This window comes from Agromyces sp. NPDC056965, from assembly GCF_042673425.1.
Taxonomy (GTDB): Bacteria; Actinomycetota; Actinomycetes; order Actinomycetales; family Microbacteriaceae; genus Agromyces.
The window spans coordinates 1-18,270 of the sequence record NZ_JBHURI010000083.1; the positions used below are offsets into that span (position 1 = coordinate 1).

Annotated in this window: 20 protein-coding genes; 12 read left to right on the plus strand and 8 right to left on the minus strand. The window is 69.4% G+C overall.

Annotated features, from left to right (window positions below; all coding sequences use genetic code 11):
- Positions 1-94 precede the first annotated feature (94 nt).
- Both ACFTQE_RS16930 and ACFTQE_RS16935 read left to right on the plus strand, forming a co-directional pair.
- The gene (locus ACFTQE_RS16930) at positions 95-460 is read left to right on the plus strand and encodes a potassium transporter Trk (protein WP_376926167.1); all 366 of its coding nucleotides are present in this window, start codon (positions 95-97) and stop codon (positions 458-460) included.
- Between the two features lie 112 nt (positions 461-572).
- Entirely contained in the window at positions 573-743 is a 171-nt protein-coding gene (locus ACFTQE_RS16935; RefSeq protein ID WP_376926168.1) for a hypothetical protein, read from the plus strand.
- A 26-nt stretch (positions 744-769) separates the two neighbouring features.
- Here the strand turns inward: ACFTQE_RS16935 and purF are convergent, their stop codons facing one another.
- The 3 genes from purF to ACFTQE_RS16950 form a co-directional block, all read right to left on the minus strand.
- Positions 770-2,227, minus strand: a complete 1,458-nt coding sequence (gene purF, locus ACFTQE_RS16940) for an amidophosphoribosyltransferase (RefSeq protein WP_375835749.1) — start codon at positions 2,225-2,227, stop codon at positions 770-772.
- A gap of 124 nt (positions 2,228-2,351) precedes the next feature.
- Positions 2,352-2,783, minus strand: a complete 432-nt coding sequence (locus ACFTQE_RS16945) for a hotdog fold thioesterase (protein ID WP_376926169.1) — start codon at positions 2,781-2,783, stop codon at positions 2,352-2,354.
- 48 nt (positions 2,784-2,831) lie between these two features.
- Positions 2,832-3,443 (minus strand): zinc-binding alcohol dehydrogenase, encoded by a 612-nt coding sequence (locus ACFTQE_RS16950; RefSeq protein WP_376926170.1) that lies wholly within the window; start codon positions 3,441-3,443, stop codon positions 2,832-2,834.
- 79 nt (positions 3,444-3,522) lie between these two features.
- On the opposite strand from ACFTQE_RS16950, the gene purM reads away from it, so the two are divergent.
- Both purM and ACFTQE_RS16960 read left to right on the plus strand, forming a co-directional pair.
- On the plus strand, positions 3,523-4,626 hold the full coding sequence (gene purM / locus ACFTQE_RS16955; protein WP_376926171.1) for a phosphoribosylformylglycinamidine cyclo-ligase: 1,104 nt from the start codon (positions 3,523-3,525) through the stop codon (positions 4,624-4,626).
- Positions 4,627-4,637: 11 nt separating this feature from the next.
- The gene (locus ACFTQE_RS16960) at positions 4,638-5,399 is read left to right on the plus strand and encodes an LLM class flavin-dependent oxidoreductase (RefSeq protein ID WP_376926172.1); all 762 of its coding nucleotides are present in this window, start codon (positions 4,638-4,640) and stop codon (positions 5,397-5,399) included.
- Between the two features lie 140 nt (positions 5,400-5,539).
- On the opposite strand, the gene ACFTQE_RS16965 is transcribed toward ACFTQE_RS16960, so the two are convergent.
- Positions 5,540-5,743, minus strand: a complete 204-nt coding sequence (locus ACFTQE_RS16965; protein ID WP_056654186.1) for a DUF3073 domain-containing protein — start codon at positions 5,741-5,743, stop codon at positions 5,540-5,542.
- Between the two features lie 202 nt (positions 5,744-5,945).
- On the opposite strand from ACFTQE_RS16965, the gene ACFTQE_RS16970 reads away from it, so the two are divergent.
- Positions 5,946-7,121 carry an NAD(P)-binding domain-containing protein gene (locus tag ACFTQE_RS16970; RefSeq protein WP_376926173.1) on the plus strand — a complete coding sequence of 392 codons (1,176 nt, stop codon included), beginning with the start codon at positions 5,946-5,948 and terminating at the stop codon, positions 7,119-7,121.
- Positions 7,122-7,185: 64 nt separating this feature from the next.
- Here the strand turns inward: ACFTQE_RS16970 and ACFTQE_RS16975 are convergent, their stop codons facing one another.
- Both ACFTQE_RS16975 and ACFTQE_RS16980 read right to left on the minus strand, forming a co-directional pair.
- Positions 7,186-8,052 (minus strand): MurR/RpiR family transcriptional regulator, encoded by an 867-nt coding sequence (locus ACFTQE_RS16975; protein ID WP_376926174.1) that lies wholly within the window; start codon positions 8,050-8,052, stop codon positions 7,186-7,188.
- 168 nt (positions 8,053-8,220) lie between these two features.
- A complete protein-coding gene (locus tag ACFTQE_RS16980) occupies positions 8,221-9,309 on the minus strand; it encodes a serine hydrolase domain-containing protein (RefSeq protein ID WP_376926175.1) in 1,089 nt (362 codons plus the stop codon).
- A 67-nt stretch (positions 9,310-9,376) separates the two neighbouring features.
- On the opposite strand from ACFTQE_RS16980, the gene ACFTQE_RS16985 reads away from it, so the two are divergent.
- The 4 genes from ACFTQE_RS16985 (at position 9,377) to ACFTQE_RS17000 (ending at position 13,567) form a co-directional block, all read left to right on the plus strand.
- Positions 9,377-10,312 (plus strand): N-acetylmuramic acid 6-phosphate etherase, encoded by a 936-nt coding sequence (locus tag ACFTQE_RS16985; RefSeq protein ID WP_376926176.1) that lies wholly within the window; start codon positions 9,377-9,379, stop codon positions 10,310-10,312.
- A 50-nt stretch (positions 10,313-10,362) separates the two neighbouring features.
- Positions 10,363-11,652, plus strand: a complete 1,290-nt coding sequence (locus ACFTQE_RS16990; RefSeq protein WP_376926177.1) for an ABC transporter substrate-binding protein — start codon at positions 10,363-10,365, stop codon at positions 11,650-11,652.
- A gap of 116 nt (positions 11,653-11,768) precedes the next feature.
- Positions 11,769-12,647, plus strand: a complete 879-nt coding sequence (locus ACFTQE_RS16995; protein ID WP_376926178.1) for a carbohydrate ABC transporter permease — start codon at positions 11,769-11,771, stop codon at positions 12,645-12,647.
- Positions 12,647-13,567, plus strand: coding sequence for a carbohydrate ABC transporter permease (locus ACFTQE_RS17000; protein ID WP_376926179.1), 921 nt, complete (start codon positions 12,647-12,649; stop codon positions 13,565-13,567). The genes ACFTQE_RS16995 and ACFTQE_RS17000 overlap by 1 nt, the downstream gene beginning before the upstream one ends.
- Before the next feature lie 36 nt (positions 13,568-13,603).
- Here ACFTQE_RS17000 and ACFTQE_RS17005 read toward each other — a convergent pair whose 3' ends face one another.
- Positions 13,604-14,014, minus strand: coding sequence for a DUF1801 domain-containing protein (locus ACFTQE_RS17005; protein WP_376926180.1), 411 nt, complete (start codon positions 14,012-14,014; stop codon positions 13,604-13,606).
- Between the two features lie 10 nt (positions 14,015-14,024).
- The gene (locus tag ACFTQE_RS17010; protein ID WP_376926181.1) at positions 14,025-16,130 is read right to left on the minus strand and encodes an APC family permease; all 2,106 of its coding nucleotides are present in this window, start codon (positions 16,128-16,130) and stop codon (positions 14,025-14,027) included.
- Positions 16,131-16,235: 105 nt separating this feature from the next.
- Here ACFTQE_RS17010 and ACFTQE_RS17015 point away from each other — a divergent pair, with 105 nt between their 5' ends.
- The 3 genes from ACFTQE_RS17015 to ACFTQE_RS17025 all read left to right on the plus strand — a co-directional run bounded on the left by ACFTQE_RS17015 (position 16,236) and on the right by ACFTQE_RS17025 (position 18,213).
- Positions 16,236-16,844: a hypothetical protein gene (locus ACFTQE_RS17015; RefSeq protein WP_376926182.1), complete on the plus strand. Its 609-nt coding sequence runs from the start codon at positions 16,236-16,238 to the stop codon at positions 16,842-16,844.
- 102 nt (positions 16,845-16,946) lie between these two features.
- The gene (locus ACFTQE_RS17020) at positions 16,947-17,669 is read left to right on the plus strand and encodes a copper resistance protein CopC (RefSeq protein ID WP_376926183.1); all 723 of its coding nucleotides are present in this window, start codon (positions 16,947-16,949) and stop codon (positions 17,667-17,669) included.
- A gap of 19 nt (positions 17,670-17,688) precedes the next feature.
- A complete protein-coding gene (locus tag ACFTQE_RS17025) occupies positions 17,689-18,213 on the plus strand; it encodes a copper chaperone PCu(A)C (RefSeq protein ID WP_376926184.1) in 525 nt (174 codons plus the stop codon).
- Positions 18,214-18,270: the final 57 nt, after the last annotated feature.

The window sequence follows — 18,270 nt, forward strand, 5'->3', positions numbered from 1 at the left end:
CGCCAGGGGTGGGCCTCTCGCGTCCTCGTCACAGCGGAGGGTGGGACAGCGCTCGCTGCGTCCTCGTCACAGCGGAGGGTGGGACAATGGAGGGGTGACCGACCCCGTGAGCACCCCCGAACCCGACGAGCAGCGCTCGCCCCACGGTGCGGATGCGCCCGTGCCGCTCGAGACCGAGGTCGAACGCGACACCGTGACCGTGCGCCGCGCGCCGCGCTACCCGCGATTCATGACGCTGGGCGCCCTCGTCGGCGCCGTGGTCGCGCTCATCCTCACCGTGAGCTTCCCCGCGAACGACGAGTTCGACCTCGGCCAGGTGTTCGGGTTCCTGCTGCTCGCCTGCGCGGCGATCGGCCTCGCGCTGGGCGCCCTCGTGGCGCTGCTCATCGACCGCGCCACCGCGCGGCGAGCGAAGTCGGTCACCGTCGAGCACGAGACGATCCACCCGGTCGACGAGTAGCGGCCGCGGCTCCGGCCGCGCCGGTGCGCTGCGCCGCGGGCGCCGAGGAGGTCGAGGGTATCCGTCTCACGGGGGAGGCGGAGCGCTACCCGACTCGCGGAGAATTCAGCGTATGAGCGACACCATCTTCACGCCGGGCGCCGAGGTGTTCACGCCGCGCGGACGCGGCGAGATCGTCGACGTCCGGGCCACTCCCGCCGGCAAGTTCGTCTTCGGGGTCGAGAACGTCGACGGCGAAGTGCACTACTTCACCGAGAAGGCCATCCGCCTCGCCGGGAGCTAGGGCCGATCTCTCCCGACAGGCGACGCCTAGCTCAGCTGCGTGCGCTCCACCCAGCCGAGGTACTCGTCGGTGACGGTGCCCGTGACGTACTCGCCCGTGAAGCACGACAGGTCGAGCTGCTCGATCGAGGTGCCCTCGGTGATCGCGGCCTGGAGGTCGGCGACCTCCTGGTAGATCATATGGTCGGCGCTCAGCTCCGAGGCGATCTCGGGGATCTTGCGGCCGTAGGCGATGAGCTCCTGACGGCTCGGCATGTTGATGCCGTACACGTGCGGGAATCGCACCGGCGGGGCCGCCGAGGTGAACGTCACCTTGTTGGCGCCGGCGGCACGGGCCATCTCGACGATCTCCTTCGAGGTCGTGCCGCGCACGATCGAGTCGTCGACGATGAGGATGTTCTTGCCCTTGAACTCCGTGCCCATGGCGTTGAGCTTCTGGCGCACCGAGCGCTTGCGCTCCGCCTGGCCGGGCATGATGAACGTTCGGCCGACGTAGCGGTTCTTGTAGAAGCCCTCGCGGTACTCGATGCCGAGCTTCTGCGCGACCTGCATCGCGGCGGGACGCGAGGAGTCGGGGATGGGCATGACGACGTCGATGTCGCCCTTGTCCATGTGGGTCTCGATGGTCGTCGCGAGCCGGTCGCCCATGCGCAGACGGGCCTCGTAGACCGAGATGCCGTTCATGATCGAGTCGGGGCGGGCCAGGTAGACGTACTCGAACGAGCACGGCACGAGCACCGGGTTCTTCGCGCACTGGCGCGAGATCATCTGGCCGTCGAGGCCGATGAAGATGGCCTCGCCCGGGTGCACGTCGCGCACGATCTCGTAGCCGCCCGATTCGAGCACGAGCGACTCGGATGCCACGATCCACTCGTCACGGCCGTTGTCGGCGGTGCGGCGGCCGAGGATGAGCGGGCGGATGCCGAACGGGTCGCGGAACGCGAGGAGGCCGTAACCGGCGATCAGCGCGATGACGGCGTAGGAACCCTCGACGCGTTCGTGCACCTGCTCGACGGCGGTGAAGACCTGGTCGGGGTCGAGGTCGAGCCCCGTGATCTGGCCCTGCAGCTCGGTGGCGAGCACGTTCAGCAGCATCTCGGTGTCGCTCGTCGAGTTCACGTGGCGGCGATCGATGCGGAAGAGGTCCTCCGACAGCTCGCGCGTGTTCGTGAGGTTGCCGTTGTGCACGAGGATGATGCCGTACGGCGCGTTCACGTAGAACGGCTGGGCCTCCTCTTCGCGCTCGGCGGCCCCCTTCGTGGTGTACCGCACATGCCCGAGGCCCATGTTGCCGATGAGCGAGCGCATGTCGCGCGTGCGGAAGGCCTCGCGCACCTGCCCGCGCGCCTTCGCCATGTGGAACACGGGGCCGTCGGCCGTCGCGATGCCCGTCGAGTCTTGGCCGCGGTGCTGCAGCAGCAGCAGGCTGTCGTAGATCTGCTGGTTGGCCGGTTCAGTGGAGACGATTCCGACGATGCCGCACATGCGAGCGATGGCTCCTCGAAGGTGGGGGAAGTGTCCGAGCAGGACGACTCAATCCTCGCATACGCGCGCGTGTGAGCCGGCTGAGCGAACGCTGCTGCTCAGCTGAGCGGGCGGCAGCGCGGAATCAGTACTCCGAGGGTTTCGCGAGCACGGCCATCGTGCACCGCGAGACGCACACGAGCTTGCCCGCGGCATCCGTGATCTTGATCTCCCAGACCTGGGTCGTGCGGCCGCGCGTGAGGGGCGAGGCCTCGCCGTAGACCCAGCCCTCTGCGACCGGACGCACGTGGTTGGCGTTGATCTCCATGCCGACGCAGTAGAACTTCGCGGGGTCGACCGTGAGCGTCGAGCCCCAGCTCGCGAGCGTCTCGGCGAGGGCGACGGATGCCCCGCCGTGCAGCACCCCGCCGGGCTGGCGGGTGCGGTGGTCGACCGGCATGCGCCCCTTGAGGGAGCCGTCGGTGGTCTCGGTCAGTTCGATGCCGAGGGTGCGGATCAGGGTGTCGTCGCGCGCGTTCGCCCACTCCAGTGAGGGCTCGCCGAACCAGATGCTCATGCCGTCGAGTCTGGCACGCGGGCTGCGGCGGGGGTGCGAACCAGCGGCCTAGGCGAGCTCGGCGATGATCGGGTGCATGGCATCGTCGAACGCCGAGGCATCCGATCTCAGCGAATCGGTCACCGCGACCGTCATGTCGCCGATCCACCAGACGCCCGACTCGGCGAGCGGCACGACCTCGACGTTGAGCTCGAAGGAATGGGCACGGCGGCCGACCTCGCGTTCGTGCTCCGCGATCGTGCCGGCGTAGGCGCGGTACGAGTCGCCGCGGCGGGCGGCCGACGCGTTGCGATAGCCGTCGTGCGCCCAGTCGGCCCACGCTCGCGACGCCTCGGCGTGCGGCAGGATCGCGGCGGCGAGCACCTCGGCGCCCGATGTCGGCAGTGCGACCTCGGTCTCGTAGGCGTCGACGAGCTCGAGCGGCACCGCCGACGGATGCGTCTCGGGCTCGACGGTCATCGCCCACCAGGTGCGCCACTGCTGCTCGAGCAGGTCGTGCTGATCGATCTCGAGGCGCTCGCCGACGGGGCCGACATCGCGCAGGCGCGGCAGCTCGAGGGGGGAGGCGATGCCCAGCACCTCGCGCAGGTAGAGGGCGAGGAGCACCGGGCGACTCGCATTCTCACGGATCACCCACGACGGTGTGCCCCCCGGCTGCATGGCTGTATTTTAGTCCTCCGTTCGCGCAGCGGCACGGCAGGCACGCGGAGTGCGTGCACGGCGCGGGTACGCTTGACGGGTGACCTCGAACTCGTCCTATGCCGCTGCCGGAGTCGACACGCACGCGGGTGATCTCGCCGTCGAACTGATGAAGGCGTCGGTCTCCGCGACCCACGGGCCGAACGTGCTCGGCGGGGTCGGCGGATTCGCCGGACTCTTCGACCTCTCGTTCGCCAAGGACTACACGCGCCCGCTGCTCGCGACCTCGACCGACGGTGTCGGCACGAAGATCGCGATCGCGCAGGCGCTCGACAAGCACGACACGATCGGCCAGGACCTCGTGGGCATGGTCGTCGACGACATCGTCGTCGTGGGTGCGAAGCCGCTCTTCATGACCGACTACATCGCGTGCGGCAAGGTCGTGCCCGAGCGCATCGCCTCGATCGTCACGGGCATCGCCCGCGCCTGCGCCGAGACCGGCACCGCCCTCGTCGGCGGCGAGACCGCAGAGCACCCGGGCCTCATGGGCGCCGACGACTACGACGTCGCGGGTGCCGCGACCGGCATCGTCGAGGCCGATCGTCTGCTCGGCGCCGAGAAGGTGGAGTCCGGCGACGCCGTCATCGCGATCGCCTCGAGCGGCCTGCACTCCAACGGCTTCTCGCTCGTCCGGCACATCCTCACGAGCGCCGGCATCGGGTACACCGATTCCTCGGCCGAGCTCGGCACGACCTGGGGCGAGGCCCTCCTCGAGCCCACGCGCCTCTACACCGGTCAGCTCGTGGAGCTGCTCGCCGGTCCGCACGGCGACGCCGTGCACTCGCTCTCGCACGTCACGGGCGGCGGCATCGCCGCGAACCTCGCACGCGTGCTGCCGCTCGGCTCCTGGGTCGAGCTCGACCGCACGAGCTGGTCGCCGGCCCCCGTCTTCCGCGTGCTCAACGACCTGGCCGGCACGACGCTCGAGTCGACCGAGGGCACCTGGAACCTCGGCATCGGCTTCTTCGCCGTCGTGCGGGCGGATGCCGCGGCATCCGTCATCTCGGCGCTCGGCGCCCTGGGCCTCCCGTCGTGGCAGGCGGGCACCGTGACGATCGGCGATCGCGACCTCGCCGGCTTCGAGCAGGGCGCCAAGGGCGTCGACGGCGGCGCCGTGCGACTCGTCGGCTCCTACGCGAGCTGATCGGCCGCCCCGTGCGCACGCCGGTCTCGATCGGGCTCATCGGCACGACGGATGCGTCGACCGTGGCGGCGCTCGCGCCCCGCATCGAACGGCTCGGGTTCCATGCGCTCTGGCTCAACGACGTGCCCGGCGGGGACTCGCTGGCCGGGCTCCGCATCGCTGGGGCCGCGACCGAGCGACTCGGTCTCGCGACCGGCGTGATCCCGCTCGATCGGCGACCCGTCGACACGCTCGACCTCGGCGGTCTTCCCGAGCGTCGCACGAGCATCGGCATCGGCTCCGGTCGTGCGGCGCACCCGCTGGCGCTCGTCGAGCAGGGCGTCGCGCGCCTGCGCGAGCGCAGCGACGCCGAGATCGTGGTCGGCGCCCTCGGGCCGCGCATGCGACGGCTCGCCGCCGAACGAGCCGACGGCGCGCTCCTGAACTGGCTCACTCCGACGGCGGCGGCCGCGACGACCGCGGAACTGCACGAGTCGGCCGGCGCTCGCCGCGTCAGGTCGGTGCTCTACGTGCGGACCATCGCCGACGACGGCGCCCGAGCTGAACTCGAGGCCGAGGCCGAGCGGTACGGACACGTAGCCGCCTACGCCGCGAACTTCGCCCGCCTCGGCATCCGTGCGATCGACGCGACGATCGACGGGACGCGAGAGCTCGCCGCCTACGATTCCGCCGTCGACGAGATCGTGCTGCGCGCGATCACGCCGAGCGGGTCGCTCGACGAACTGGAACGATTCGTCGAGACGACCGCCGCGTGGGTCGAGCACAGCGGGTAGTCGCCGCAGCACGAACGCCTCGCCGTGTCGAGCAGCGGATGCCGCAGCATCCGCCGATCGGTCACCGCTGCGCCGAGCCTCGAGGGCCGGGTGTCTCGCGGTGGTGCGAGGTCGTTGCGAGCTGGAAGAGGAACGCGCGCCTATGCGCGCTGTTCGTCTCCTGCGACATAGGTGTCGTCATCGTCGGCGGCATACTCCGCCCACTTCGACGCCTCTTCGCTGTACTCGTCATGCGGCGAGCTCGTGAGCTCGCGCTCAAGCGCGTTGTAGTCGGTGTTCGGGCTGAAGTACTTCAGCTCCCGAGCGACTTTGGTGTGCTTGGCTTTCTGACGGCCGCGCCCCATGCGTGACCCCCTTACGGCATCTGGCCGGGTGGGATTTGGTCTTCACCCGGCGCTCATCTGATAAATGAATTCGTCCAACCGCCAGTTTAGCACCGCCGCAGACACGCTTCGGCGTACTGCACAGGCATGCCGGAGGACGTATGGTGGGCATTCGGCTCGCGTGCTGCGAGCACACAGCAAGCCGTGCTGAGATTGTCAGGTGATGACGAGCCCCGAACGCGTGAAGGTCGTGGTGATCGGCGCCGGACAGGCCGGCTTGTCGGTCGCCTTCTATCTGCGTCGGTTCGAACTCGTGGCCGATGAGGACTTCGTCATGCTCGACCGCGCCCCCGGCCCCGGCGGCGCCTGGCAGCACCGCTGGTCGTCCCTCCGGCTCGGCACCGCCCACCGGGTGAACGACCTGCCCGGCATGTCGGAGCTCGGCCTGAGCTTCGACACCGCCGACCGCAACCTCCCCGCGAAAGACGTGGTCGCCGACTACTACGACCGGTTCGAGCAGCACTTCGACCTGCGCGTGCGGCGGCCGATGAACGTGCGTCAGGTCGTGAACGACGGCGTCGACCTGCTCGTGCGCTATGAAGACCTCAGCCCGCAGCCGCTCGAGGAGGCGAAGGCGGCTCGCGGGCTCTTCGGCCGCCGTCGCAAGACGTTCGAGGAGCCGGCCGAACCCACGGCCCCGCAGCACCAGATCAGCACGCAGTTCCTCGTCAACGCGACGGGGACCTGGGGTTCGCCGTTCGTGCCGTACTACCCGGGCATGACCGAGTTCGCCGGCCGCCACGTGCACACCTCCGACTTCACCGCCGCAGAGGACTTCCGCGACAAGCACGTCGTGGTGGTCGGCGGCGGCACCTCGGCGATCGGCTTCATGCTCGAACTCGAAGAGGTCGCTGCGGGGCTCACCTGGGTCTCCCGTCGCCCGATCGACTGGCTCGACCGGCAGGAGCTCGACCTCGAAGGGGCATCCGCGGCCGTCGCCATGCAAGACGAGGCGGCGCGCTCCGGCCGCGCACTGCCCTCGATCGTGAGCGGCACGGGCGTGCCGAAGAGCCGCCGCATCGCCGCGGGCATCGAGCGCGGGCTGCTCGTCGCTCGGCCCATGTTCGACCGCATCGAGGCCGACCGCGTGGTCTGGGAGGGCGACGATTCGGGGATGGCCCGAGCCGACGTCATCATCTGGGCCACGGGCTTCCGGCCCGACCTGCGCCACCTCTCGCCGTTGAAGCTGCGTGAGAAGGCCGGCGGCATCACGGTGGGGCAGGGTGCTGCGTGGAGCGACCCGCGCATCTTCCTCGCGGGCTACGGGCCGCAGGCCTCGACGATCGGGGCGAGCCGCGCCGGTCGCATGATCGCGCGCCAGATCATGGCGATGCTCTAGGCGCTACTTCTCACCAGCTGATCGGCGGCGATCCGCGGTCGGTCACAGTCGAGCGGATGCAGGTTCAGCCGTCGAGACGGTGAGCCTGCACCGCGTCATAGGTGAGCCGCAACAGCTCACCCGCACGATCGATCTCGCCTTGCAGCAATCGAACGACGAGGAAGTCGACGATCGCCATCTGCGCGAGTCGACTGGACATGGCGCCGGTGCGATATCGGGATTCGCGAGCGCTCGTGACGAGCAGGTGGTCGGCCACCGCTGCGAGCGGGGAATCGGGGTAGTTCGTGATCGCCACCGTCGTGGCCCCGCGGCCGCGGGCGAGGGTGAGCATCTGGTGGGTCTCCAGAGTCTGACCGGAGTGGGAGACGCCGATCGCGATGCTGCCCGGCCCGGTCAGCGCGAAGGAGGTGAGGGCGAGGTGGGCGTCGGTCCAGCAGAAGCTCGGCACGCCGATGCGGTGCAGTTTCAGCTGCAGGTCCTGTGCGGTGAGCCCGCTGGAGCCGGCGCCGAAGACGTCGATTCGGGGCGCGGTGCGAATCGCCGCCACCACTGCGTCGAGCGCGTCGAGATCGAGGCTTCGTGCCGTCTCCTCGATCGCACGCGCCTCCTGGTATGCCACCTTCGTGACCACGTCGAGCGCCGAGTCGCCTGCATCGATCTCCGCATCGTCGACACGGAACAGCTCGCGCGCGGCCTGTTCGCGGCTGTTCGCGGCCGCAATCGCGATCCGGAACTCCTTGTACCCCGCGTACCCCACAGCCCGACAGAATCGGGCGACGGTGGCGGGCGATGTCTCGGCGAGTTCGGCCAGCCGGGTGATGGTCGACTCGACCACGACGGCCGGTCGGTCGAGCACGAGCTCGGCGATGTGGAACTCGGCCTTCGAGAGCGACGGCATCCGCTGCCGGAGGGAGACGAACACGTCGGTCATCGGGGGCCTCTCAGGACGGCCGCGACATCGGATGGCCGACGTCGTATCGGATGGAACTCAGTCGAGGCTCGTTGCGGAGGCACCCGGTGGAGTCGAATACTACCCGGGCCGGGCGAGCGACCCGGTCGTCGCGACCGGTGGAATCCGAGGTTCTCGCGCATGGTCGCCTCACAGCATCGACGCCGCGTCGATCACGCGGGCGCGGACCTCGCGCACGTCGTTCGATGAACGTGTGGGATGCACTCGGTTCGAGAGCAGCACGACCGAACGGCGACCGCCGGGTTCCGTCGCGAACGCGGTGCCGGTGAAGCCCGTGTGCCCCGCGACGCGGGGGCCGAGACTGCGCATCCAGTCCTCGTCGAGCCGCGGCCCGAGCGCTTGGCCGAAGCCGGGATCGTCGGGGAGCGGGAGCGGCGTCACGAGCGCGGCGGCGACCGCCGGCGGGAGTACCCGGCTCCCGTCGATCTCGCCGCCGGTGCGCAGCGCCTCGGAGAAGCGCAGCAGATCGCGGCCGGTCGCGAAGAGGCCGGCGTTGCCGCTCACGCCGCCGAGCGCCGCGGCCGTCTCATCGTGCACCTCGCCGTGAACGAGACCTCGGGTCGGTTGGAGCTCGGTCGCGGCGATCGACGGTCGCAGCTCCGCGGCCGGCCGGAATCCCGTTGAGTCCATGCCGAGCGGGCCGAGCACCCGCCGGTGCACCACTTCGTCGAGCGGCGCGCCCGCAAGGGCCTCGGTGGCGAGGCCCGCCCAGATGTAGCCGACGCACGAATAGCGATGGGCGGCGCCGGCGGGACGTTCGGGTCGCGCGCCGGCGCGGAACCGTCGGGCGCCCGGGTCGGGATCGCGGTCGAACCATTCGGCAGGGAGCCCGGCCGTGTGGCCCAGCAGTTGCGCCACGGTCGTCGCCCGCCACCGCCGATCCTCGAACTCGGGCAGCAGTTCCGCGGCAGGCAGGGTCGTGTCGATGCTCTGGGAGTGGAGCTCGCCGACGAGTGCGGCGGCCACGATCGGTTTGGTCACCGAGGCGAGATCGAAGCGGGTGGCCGTCGTGACCGGTATCGCCGCCAGGGGGTTCGGAGCACCTGGGGCGTCCCACCGTCGCGTGACGCCGGAGTGGTGTTCGAGCACGACTTCACCGTCGACGGCCACGAGCACGCTCACGGCTGAACCGAGCACCCCGTCGGGCACGTGGTCCACGATCTCCTCGATGGAAGCACTCTCGAAACGCATATGAAAAAAATAGTCCTGATGCTTCACATACGCGACATTTTTGTACATACTGAGTCCGACCCAGCCCGCTGACGTGAAGGATCACCTCCCGCTGATGAGCATCCACGACCTCCTGCTCGATCGCCAGGACGATGGCGCGCGGCCCCTCTCGCCCACCGAGTTGCGGCTCGACGCCTCGATCGAACTCGATTCGAAGTCGAGCCTCGAGGTGCTGCAGTTGCTGAACGCCGAGGACCGGGTGGCTGTCGAGGCCGTTGCCGCAGTCCTGCCGCAGCTCGCCGAACTCGTCGATATCGCCGCCGAGCGATTCCGTCGCGGCGGCACGGTGCACTACTTCGGGGCGGGCACCTCCGGCCGGCTCGGCGTGCTCGACGCCGCCGAGCTGCTCCCCACGTTCAACCTCGAGCCGGGCCGCGTCGTCGCGCACATCGCCGGTGGAGCGACAGCACTCGTGAAGGCAGTCGAAGACGCCGAGGACTCCGAGGCGCAGGGCCGTGAGGCCGCGGCCGCCATCGGATCGGACGACGTCGCCATCGGCCTCGCCGCGAGCGGCAACACCCCCTACGTCGGCGGCGCGCTCGCCGTTGCGCGCTCGGCCGGCGCCTACACCGCCCTCGTCTCGAGCAACCCGAATGCCGCGCTCGCGCCCCTCGCCGACACGGACCTCGTGCTGGCGACCGGTGCCGAGGTGCTCACCGGTTCGACCCGGCTCAAGGCGGCGACCGCGGAGAAGCTCGTGCTCAACGGATTCTCGACCGCGCTCATGGTCGCCGTCGGCCGAACCTGGTCGAACCTGATGGTCTCGGTCGTCGCCACCAACGACAAGCTGCGGTTGCGCACCGTGCGCATCCTGCAGGAGGCGACCGGCCTCGAGGCCGAGGCCGCCATCGCGCTGCTCGCATCGGCAGACGGCGAACTGAAGACCGCGATCGTCGCCGCGATCGCCGCAGTCGAGGTGCACGACGCTCGTTCGCTCGTCACCCGGCATCACGGATCGGTGCGCGATGCGCTCGCCGAGGCATCCGTCTGACCCACCTGCCTGCACCACCCCGCACTGCAAACAGAATCAAGGAGAGAAACATGATGAGGCGACGTATCCTCACCGCCGCAGCGCTGCTGACCGGCTCCGCTCTGCTGCTCAGCGCCTGTGCGCCGAGCGCCTCCAGCGGCGACGAGCAGGCCGGCGGTGACGCGGTCACCCTGAAGGTCTGGTCGTGGCGCACTGAAGACGTCGAGGCGTACAACAAGATCTTCGACGTCTTCGAGGCGGAGCACCCGAACATCACGGTCGAGTTCGAGGCGTTCCAGAACACCGAGTACAACCAGATCCTGACGACCGGCCTCGCCGGCAGCGACGGACCAGACGTGCCCATGGTTCGTGCCTACGGCCAGCTGCAGCCGAACATCGAGGCCGGTCAGCTCGAGCCCATCGACGGCAAGGTCGACGGCCTCGACGACATCGCAGCCAGCGTCATCGCCGGCGCGAAGGGCAAGGCCGACGGCAAGACGTATGCGGTGCCGCTCGCCACCCAGACCCTGCAGATGTTCTACAACAAGCAGATCTTCGAAGAGCAGGGCCTCGAGGTGCCGACCACCTGGGACGAATTCATCGAGGTGCAGGAGAAACTGCTCGCCGCCGGCATCACGCCCATGGCGCTCGGGGCGAAGGACGACTGGATCCTGCCGATCTTCGCCGACATCGTGGGCAGCGCACGCTACGGCGGCTCGGAGTTCGAGGAGAAGGTGCTCTCGGGCGAGACCGACTTCAACGACCCCGACTACGTGGCTTCGCTCGGCATCATCACCGAGATGGAGAAGTACCTCACCCCCGACGTCGTGGGCGTGAGCTACACCGACAGCCAGATCCAGTTCTCCTCGGGTCAGGCGGCGCAATTCCCCGGCGGTTCGTTCGAGATCGCGACCTTCCGCAACCAGGCGCCCGACCTCGAGTTCGGCTCGTACCAGGTGCCCGTGCCCGACGGTGCAGTGCTCGACGCACCCGTCTCGCCTGGCTACGCCGACGGCAACTTCGCCATCAACACGAAGTCGACCCACCAGGACGAGGCCGTCGAACTGCTCAACTGGCTCGCCACGCCGGAGTTCGGCCAGCTCGTCGCCGACGAGCTGAACCAGTTCTCGGCGATCCCGGGCGTCGAGTACGAGGATGCCGCCATGCAGGAGGCATGGTCGAACTACGAAGCAGGCCAGGCCCCGTACCTGCTGCTCGTCGACTTCCGCTACGGCGAGCCGCTCGGCACCGCGGTGCTCGGCCAGCAGGTGCAGAAGATGTTCCTCGGCGAGACCGATGCCGCCGGCGCCGCAGCCGCGCTGCAGACCGGCATCTCGCAGTGGTTCGTCCCCGGCGAGTAATCGCAACACCCGTCCCCACCCCATAGCGAGGTAAGAAGACCATGTCCGCCGTCACTGCACTCAAAGCGCCCCGTCGGCGCGGGAACACGGGCATCGCCCTGTCCCGACGGGCGGGCATGGTCTTCGTCCTCCCCGCGCTGGTCCTCTTCGCGGTCTTCATCGCATACCCGTTGTTCACCGCCCTCAGCTACTCGTTCTTCGGCTGGACCGGAATCCTGCGCGGCGACTTCGTCGGTCTCGAGAACTACACCACCCTGTTCACGAAGCTGCCATACAGCGAAGACATCCCGAACGCCTTCGTCCACAACATCCTGTTGTTCTTCGGCGCGATGGTGTTCCAGAACACGGTCGGCCTCGGCCTCGCGAGCCTGCTGCACCGTCTCACCCGTTTCAAGCGCTTCTTCCAGACGATGTACACGCTGCCCTACCTCGTCTCACCGCTCGTCATCGGCTACCTCTGGTCGCTGATGCTCTCGCCGCTGTTCGGCCCCGTGAACGCGGTGCTCCGCGGCATCGGACTCGGCGAGCTCGCTCAGCCGTGGCTCGGCAATCCGCAGACGGCGATCTGGGTCGTCGTGCTCGTCACGGCCTGGCAGTGGATCGGCTTCCCCGTCTTGCTCTACGGAGCCGCCCTCGGCGGTATCCCCGAAGAGATCGACGAGGCCGCCTCGCTCGACGGCGCGAGCACATGGCAGCGGTTCCGGTCGATCACGCTGCCGATGCTGGTGCCGGCGATCGGCACGGTGAGTGTGCTCACCTTCATCGGAGCAATGGAGGCGTTTCCGATCCCGTACGCGCTCGGGGGCTCGCAGGGCAATCCGGCCGGTGCCACGGACGTGCTGAGCCTTCTCTTCTATCGCACAGCCTTCGAATCGGGCTCGTCGAACGCGATCGGCACGAGCTCGGCGATCGCCACACTGCTGTTCCTCTTCATCTTCGGCATCTCGATGCTGATCACCATGCTCCTGCGCCGGGCTGAACGGAAGCTCTTCTGATGACCGCGACGATCCCCTCCGCTACCGCCGACGCGGCATCCGACGGCCGCAACGGCCGCAAGCCGGGAGGGCCGAACGACAGGGCCCAGCGCCGTCGCCCCAAGGTGACCGCCGGAGGCATGGCCTCGAGCGCCTTCCTCTGGCTCTACGCCGCGATCTCGATCGCACCGCTGCTGCTCATGGTCTCGAACTCGTTGCGCACCACGCAGGACATGGCGACGAAGCCACTCGGCCTGCCGTTGCCGCCTGACTTCACGAGCTACCAGAAGGCGTGGATCACGGCGTCGTTCGACACCTACTTCTTCAACTCGATCTTCGTCACGGTCGCTTCGGTGCTGCTGTCGACCGTGGTCTCGCTGCTCGCCGCCTACGCCTTCGCCCGCACGAAGTCGAAGTTGTTCACGGCGCTCGAGGGGCTCTTCCTCTCAGGTCTCATGCTGCCCGTGTACCTCGCGATCCTCCCGCTGTTCTTCCTGCTCGACGCCGCGGGCATGATCTCGAACCTCTGGGGCCTGATCCTCGTCTACGGCGCACTCGGCATCCCGTTCTCGACGTTCGTGCTGTCGAGCTTCTTCCGCCAGCTGCCGATCGAACTCGACGAAGCGGCCCGACTCGACGGCGCCGGCCCGTTCCAGACCTTCTGGCGGGTGCACCTGCCGCTCGTGAGACCCGCGATCGCCACGGTCGTCGTCTTCCGCTTCGTGCCGGTGTGGAACGACTTCTTCTACCCGCTGATCCTGATCCGCGACCAGGACTCGTACACGCTGCCGGTCGGCATCACTCGCTTCTTCGGCGAGTATCAGACCGACTGGGCGACGCTCTTCGCGGGCCTCACGCTCGCAACGATCCCGCTCGTCGTGCTCTTCCTGCTCGCGACGAAGCAGATCGTCTCCGGACTGACTGCCGGCATGAGCAAGTGAGGACCCGCTGAAGCCCCTCGGAGACGGCGCGGCAGCTCAACCGGTCGGGCCCTCGGTGACCGACTCGTACGACTCGAGCACGAGCTCGGAGAGCACGTCGAGGTCGATGTCCGCGAGGTCCTTCAGGTAGAGGCAGGTCAGACCGGTCGTGTGCGGGCCGAGCCGCTCGAGCAGCTCGGGGTGCTCGGTGAGGCCCGGGTTGAGGTAGACCGTCGTGGCGCCCTTGCGCGGCGAGAACGCCGCGGCCGGTGCGTCGCCCTCGCGGCCGCTGTCGTACACGTAGTGGTACTCGCCGAAGCCGACGATCGTCGGCCCCCACATGCGCGGCTGCTCACCCGTGATGCGCGAGAACAGCGCGAGCAGCGTCTCCGCGTCGCGGCGGCGCACGGGGTGCGCGACCCGGTCGATGAACTCGTGCACCGAGGCATCCGTGAATTCCGTGGCCATGGCCGGCAGCCTAACGCGGGCGCTTCTGGTTCGCCTCGGAGAGCGGACGGCGCGGCACGGGGCGCACGGGCTCGCCGCGGCGGTCCTGGCCGGGCAGCGGGCGCGAGCGGCGGCCGTAGAGCAGGTCGGAGGAGTCCAGCAGCCACGGCACGAGCGCGACCGTGACGCCGTGCACGAGCAGCAGCTTCTGGCGGATGCGCCGGGCCTTGTGGTTGTGCAGGATGTTCTCCCACCAGTGGCCCACGATGTACTGCGGCATGTACACGGTCACGACCTCGGAGCCGTGCTCCTCGCGACGCGACTTGATGTACGTGATGAGCGGGTAGCTGAGGTCGCGGTAGGGCGAGTTCAGGATGCGCAGCTTCACGTGGATGTTCTGCTTGACCCAGTCCTTCTTGAGCTGCTTCGTCTGCTCCTCGTCGAGGGAGACGTGGATGGCCTCGAGCGAGTCGTGCCGGGCGGCGATCGCGTAGTCGAGCGCCTTGAGGGTCGGCTTCTGCATGCGACCGACGAGCACGATCGCGTGGTCTCCGGTGGCGCCGAAGGTCGTGGTCGGGTCGACCTCGATCTCCCGCTCGACATCGCGGTAGTAGCGGTTCACGCCCATCATCAGGAAGAACAGGATCGGCATCAGCAGGAACACGATCCACGCGCCATGCGTGAACTTCGTGACCGTGACCACGATGAGCACGACCGCGGTCATCGCGGCGCCGATCGCGTTGATCACGAGCGCGCGGAGGATCGCGCCGCGAGTGAGCGGCGCCGGCGCATCGTCGTCGGCGCGCGGGGTGCGCTTCGGCGCCCCCTTGGCCGGATGCCGCAGCCGCGAGAGCTCTCGCAGCCAGTGCCGCACCATGCCCGTCTGGCCGAGTGTGAACGAGACGAAGACGCCGATGATGTACAGCTGGATCAGGACGGTCAGGTTCGCCTGGAAGATCAACAGGATGAGGGATGCCGCGAGCGCGAGGATCACGACGCCGTTCGAGTAGATCAGGCGGTCGCCGCGGGTCGACAGCGACTTCGGCGCGTAGCCGTCGCGGGCGAGCACCGAGCCGAGCAGCGGGAAGCCGTTGAAGGCGGTGTTGGCCGCGAGCAGCAGCACGAGGGCGGTCGCCGCCTGGATCACGTAGAAGAACACGGTCGCGTCGCCGAACGTCGCAGCGGCGACCTGCGCGATGAGGCTGCGCTGCGGTTCGGTCGCGCACTCGGTCCAGCCGATCAGGTGGCATGGATCCTCGGCGTAGTGCACCTGCGAGATGAGCGCGACGGCCGTGAGGCCCGCGAACAGCACGATCGCGATGCCGCCCATGAGCACGAGCGTGCGCTGCGCGTTCTTCACCTTGGGCCGGCGGAACGCCGGCACGCCGTTCGAGATCGCCTCGACGCCCGTCAGGGCGGAGCATCCGCTCGCGAAGGAACGCAGCAGCAGCAGGATGATGCCCGCCTGCGTCAGCGACTCCGCCTCGACACCGAACGTCGCCGACTCCGCCACCGGCGGATCGCCGAGGAGGGTGCGGGTCAGGCCGACGACGATCATCACGAAGACGCTGCCGATGAAGAGGTACGTCGGCACGGCGAACGCCTTCGACGACTCCGAGACGCCGCGCAGGTTGATCGCCGCGAGGATGATGACGAAGACGATCGCGAGCTCGACCCGGAACGGGTTCAGCTCGGGGATCGCCGAGATGATGTTGTCGACGCCCGACGCGACCGACACCACGACGGTCATGACGTAGTCGACGAGCAGGGCCGACGCGACGACGAGGCCCGCCTTCTCGCCGAGGTTGCGATGGGCGACCTCGTAGTCGCCGCCGCCGGAGGGGTAGGCGCGGATCAGCTGCCGGTAGCTCGCGACGACCGTCACGAGCAGCACGACGACCGCGAGCGCGACCCACGGCGCGAAGCTCAGGAAGGCGAGGCCGCCGACCATGAGGATCATGACGAGCTCCTGCGGCGCGTACGCCACCGACGAGAGCGGGTCGCTCGCGAAGATCGGGAGCGCGAAGCGCTTCGGGAGGAGCTGGCCCTCGAGTTTCTCTGTTGGCAGCGGGTCGCCGATGATCCAGTGCTTCGGCGACTTCAGCTCAGCCGGCGGTGTGTCCGCCTCATTCGTCACGGCGGTCGAGACTACACCCGCTTCAGGTGGTGTCAAGTATGCCGCTCAGCGGTGCCTTGTAGAGTGGTGGCGATTCTTCGATCACTCGACTTCCCGGGGGCACCAGTGAACCGTGCGGCGCAGCTCGCGCGTGGCTCGGCCACCGCTGTCGTCGCCCTGTTCCTCGCGGCCTTCTCGCACGGCGTCGCCGCCGGCGAGGCACCCGGGGGAGTCGGGCTCCTGCTCGCGGGCATCGTCGCGCTGGGGGCATCCGTCGCCTTCGTCGGCCGCCGCGCGACACCGCTGCGCACGACGCTCGCGGTGATCGTCAGCCAAGGGGCCTTCCACCTGCTGTTCGGCGTCGGGGCGGGCGCCTCGAGCGGGTCGTTCGTCATGAGCGGCGACGGGCACCACCGGGCCGTGGCGTTCGTCGACGGCGGCGGCGCGGCCGCGGTCGGCCACGTGCATGCCGACGCCGCCATGCTCCTCGGCCACGCGCTCGCCGCGGTCGCGACCATCTTCTACCTGCTCGCCGTCGAGCAGGCTGCGTGGCGAACCCTCACGGCGACCGCTCGCCGCTTCGTGCTGCGGCTCACCGCACCGGTGCCGCAGCTCGCACCGCTCTCCTCCGTCGTCCGCCGCGTCTCCTCGACGCGCGTGCCGCCGCTCCGATCACGACTCCGCTCCACCACCCTCGGTTCCCGGGGCCCGCCGCTCCTCCTCGCCTCCGCGTAATCCCGCCGATCGGCGGAAACCAGAGAATTCCGGATGCCCCGGCGGCCGCGCCAAGCGCGAGCGCCGCCCGGCCCGGACCCGAGGAGAGAGACTCCCATCGCAATGAACACCCCGACGACCACCGCGACCACCCCCGACGTGCGGGAGCGCGCTACGCGCCTGCGCAGCGTGGTGCTCGCCGCCGCCGCGCTCACCGTCGCTGCCGGCATCACCCTGGCCGGCGCATCGCCCGCCTTCGCGCACGACGAGCTGCTGGCCTCGAGCCCCGAACCCGGCCAGGTCTTCGAGACCGCACCCGCCGAGGTCTCGCTCGACTTCTCGAACGACATCATCGAGGTCGGCACGGCGATCGTCGTCGTCGACCACCACGGCGGCGACGTCGAGGTCGGCGACCCCGTGATCGCCGGCGCGCACGTCACGGCGTCGCTGCCCACCGACCTCGAGGGCGAGTACCAGGTGCGCTGGCGCGCCGTCTCGAGCGACGGGCACCCCATCGAGGGCACGATCGACTTCGGCGTCGGCGCCGACGCCACGGGCGTCTGGACCGAGGAGCCGGCCCACGACGACGCGGCGACCGAAGCGGAGCCGGCCGACGGCGACCACGCCGAGGGCGACCACGACGACGCAGATGCCACCGCCCAGAGCGGCCCCGACGGCTGGGCCGTCGCCGGCTTCGTCGTCGGCGGGCTCGGAATCCTGGCGCTCATCGTCGCCGTGATCCTGAACGCGAAGCGCAAGAGCGCCGGCCCCGGTGCGGGATCGGGCGACGGCTCGGGCACGGGTGACGGCGCGGCCGGCACCGGCACGTCCGGCGACGACGCCTGAGCCCGGGGGAGCAGAACACATGCGTTCCACTGCGATGACCCCTGCCCTCGGCGCCGCGCTCGCGGCCGTGCTCGCCCTCGCCGGCTGCGCCGGCGGAGCGACCGCCGAGACCCCCGCCGCGTCCGTTCAGGCCGAGGCCGCGGCATCCGTGACCGTCACCGACGCCTGGGTGAAGGCCGGCGACGACGGCATGACCGCGCTCTTCGGCATGGTCGACAACGGCGGCGCCTCCTCGATCACCCTCTCGGGCGCCGAGACCGACGCCGCCGAGATGACCGAGCTGCACGAGACCGTCGAGTCCGACGGCGCGATGACCATGCGCGAGAAGGAGGGCGGCTTCGAGATCGAGGCCGGCGGCCACCTCATGCTCGAGCCGGGCGCGAACCACGTCATGCTCATGGGCCTGACCGGTCCGTTGCGCGCCGGTGACGAGGTCACCGTCACGCTCGCGTTCTCCGACGGCTCGACGCTCGACGTGGTCGCGCCGGTGAAGGACTACCAGGGCGCGAACGAACAGTACGACGAAGGCCACGAGGCGCACTGATGACCGGTGAACCCGGCGGCTCCGGGTTCTCGCGGCGGCATCTCCTGTTCGGAGGTG

Coding starts and splice junctions, on each gene's coding strand:
- ACFTQE_RS16935 (WP_376926168.1), top strand. CDS start 573: ATGAGCGACACCATCTTCACGCCGGGCGCCGAGGTGTTCACGCCGCGC.
- ACFTQE_RS17005 (WP_376926180.1), bottom strand. CDS start 14,014: ATGGCCACGGAATTCACGGATGCCTCGGTGCACGAGTTCATCGACCGG.
- ACFTQE_RS16995 (WP_376926178.1), top strand. CDS start 11,769: ATGGTCTTCGTCCTCCCCGCGCTGGTCCTCTTCGCGGTCTTCATCGCA.
- ACFTQE_RS16975 (WP_376926174.1), bottom strand. CDS start 8,052: ATGACCGACGTGTTCGTCTCCCTCCGGCAGCGGATGCCGTCGCTCTCG.
- ACFTQE_RS16965 (WP_056654186.1), bottom strand. CDS start 5,743: ATGGGGCGCGGCCGTCAGAAAGCCAAGCACACCAAAGTCGCTCGGGAG.
- ACFTQE_RS17020 (WP_376926183.1), top strand. CDS start 16,947: ATGAACACCCCGACGACCACCGCGACCACCCCCGACGTGCGGGAGCGC.
- ACFTQE_RS16950 (WP_376926170.1), bottom strand. CDS start 3,443: ATGCAGCCGGGGGGCACACCGTCGTGGGTGATCCGTGAGAATGCGAGT.
- ACFTQE_RS16985 (WP_376926176.1), top strand. CDS start 9,377: ATGAGCATCCACGACCTCCTGCTCGATCGCCAGGACGATGGCGCGCGG.
- ACFTQE_RS16970 (WP_376926173.1), top strand. CDS start 5,946: ATGACGAGCCCCGAACGCGTGAAGGTCGTGGTGATCGGCGCCGGACAG.
- ACFTQE_RS16990 (WP_376926177.1), top strand. CDS start 10,363: ATGATGAGGCGACGTATCCTCACCGCCGCAGCGCTGCTGACCGGCTCC.
- ACFTQE_RS17025 (WP_376926184.1), top strand. CDS start 17,689: ATGCGTTCCACTGCGATGACCCCTGCCCTCGGCGCCGCGCTCGCGGCC.
- purF (WP_375835749.1), bottom strand. CDS start 2,227: ATGTGCGGCATCGTCGGAATCGTCTCCACTGAACCGGCCAACCAGCAG.
- ACFTQE_RS17000 (WP_376926179.1), top strand. CDS start 12,647: ATGACCGCGACGATCCCCTCCGCTACCGCCGACGCGGCATCCGACGGC.
- ACFTQE_RS16945 (WP_376926169.1), bottom strand. CDS start 2,783: ATGAGCATCTGGTTCGGCGAGCCCTCACTGGAGTGGGCGAACGCGCGC.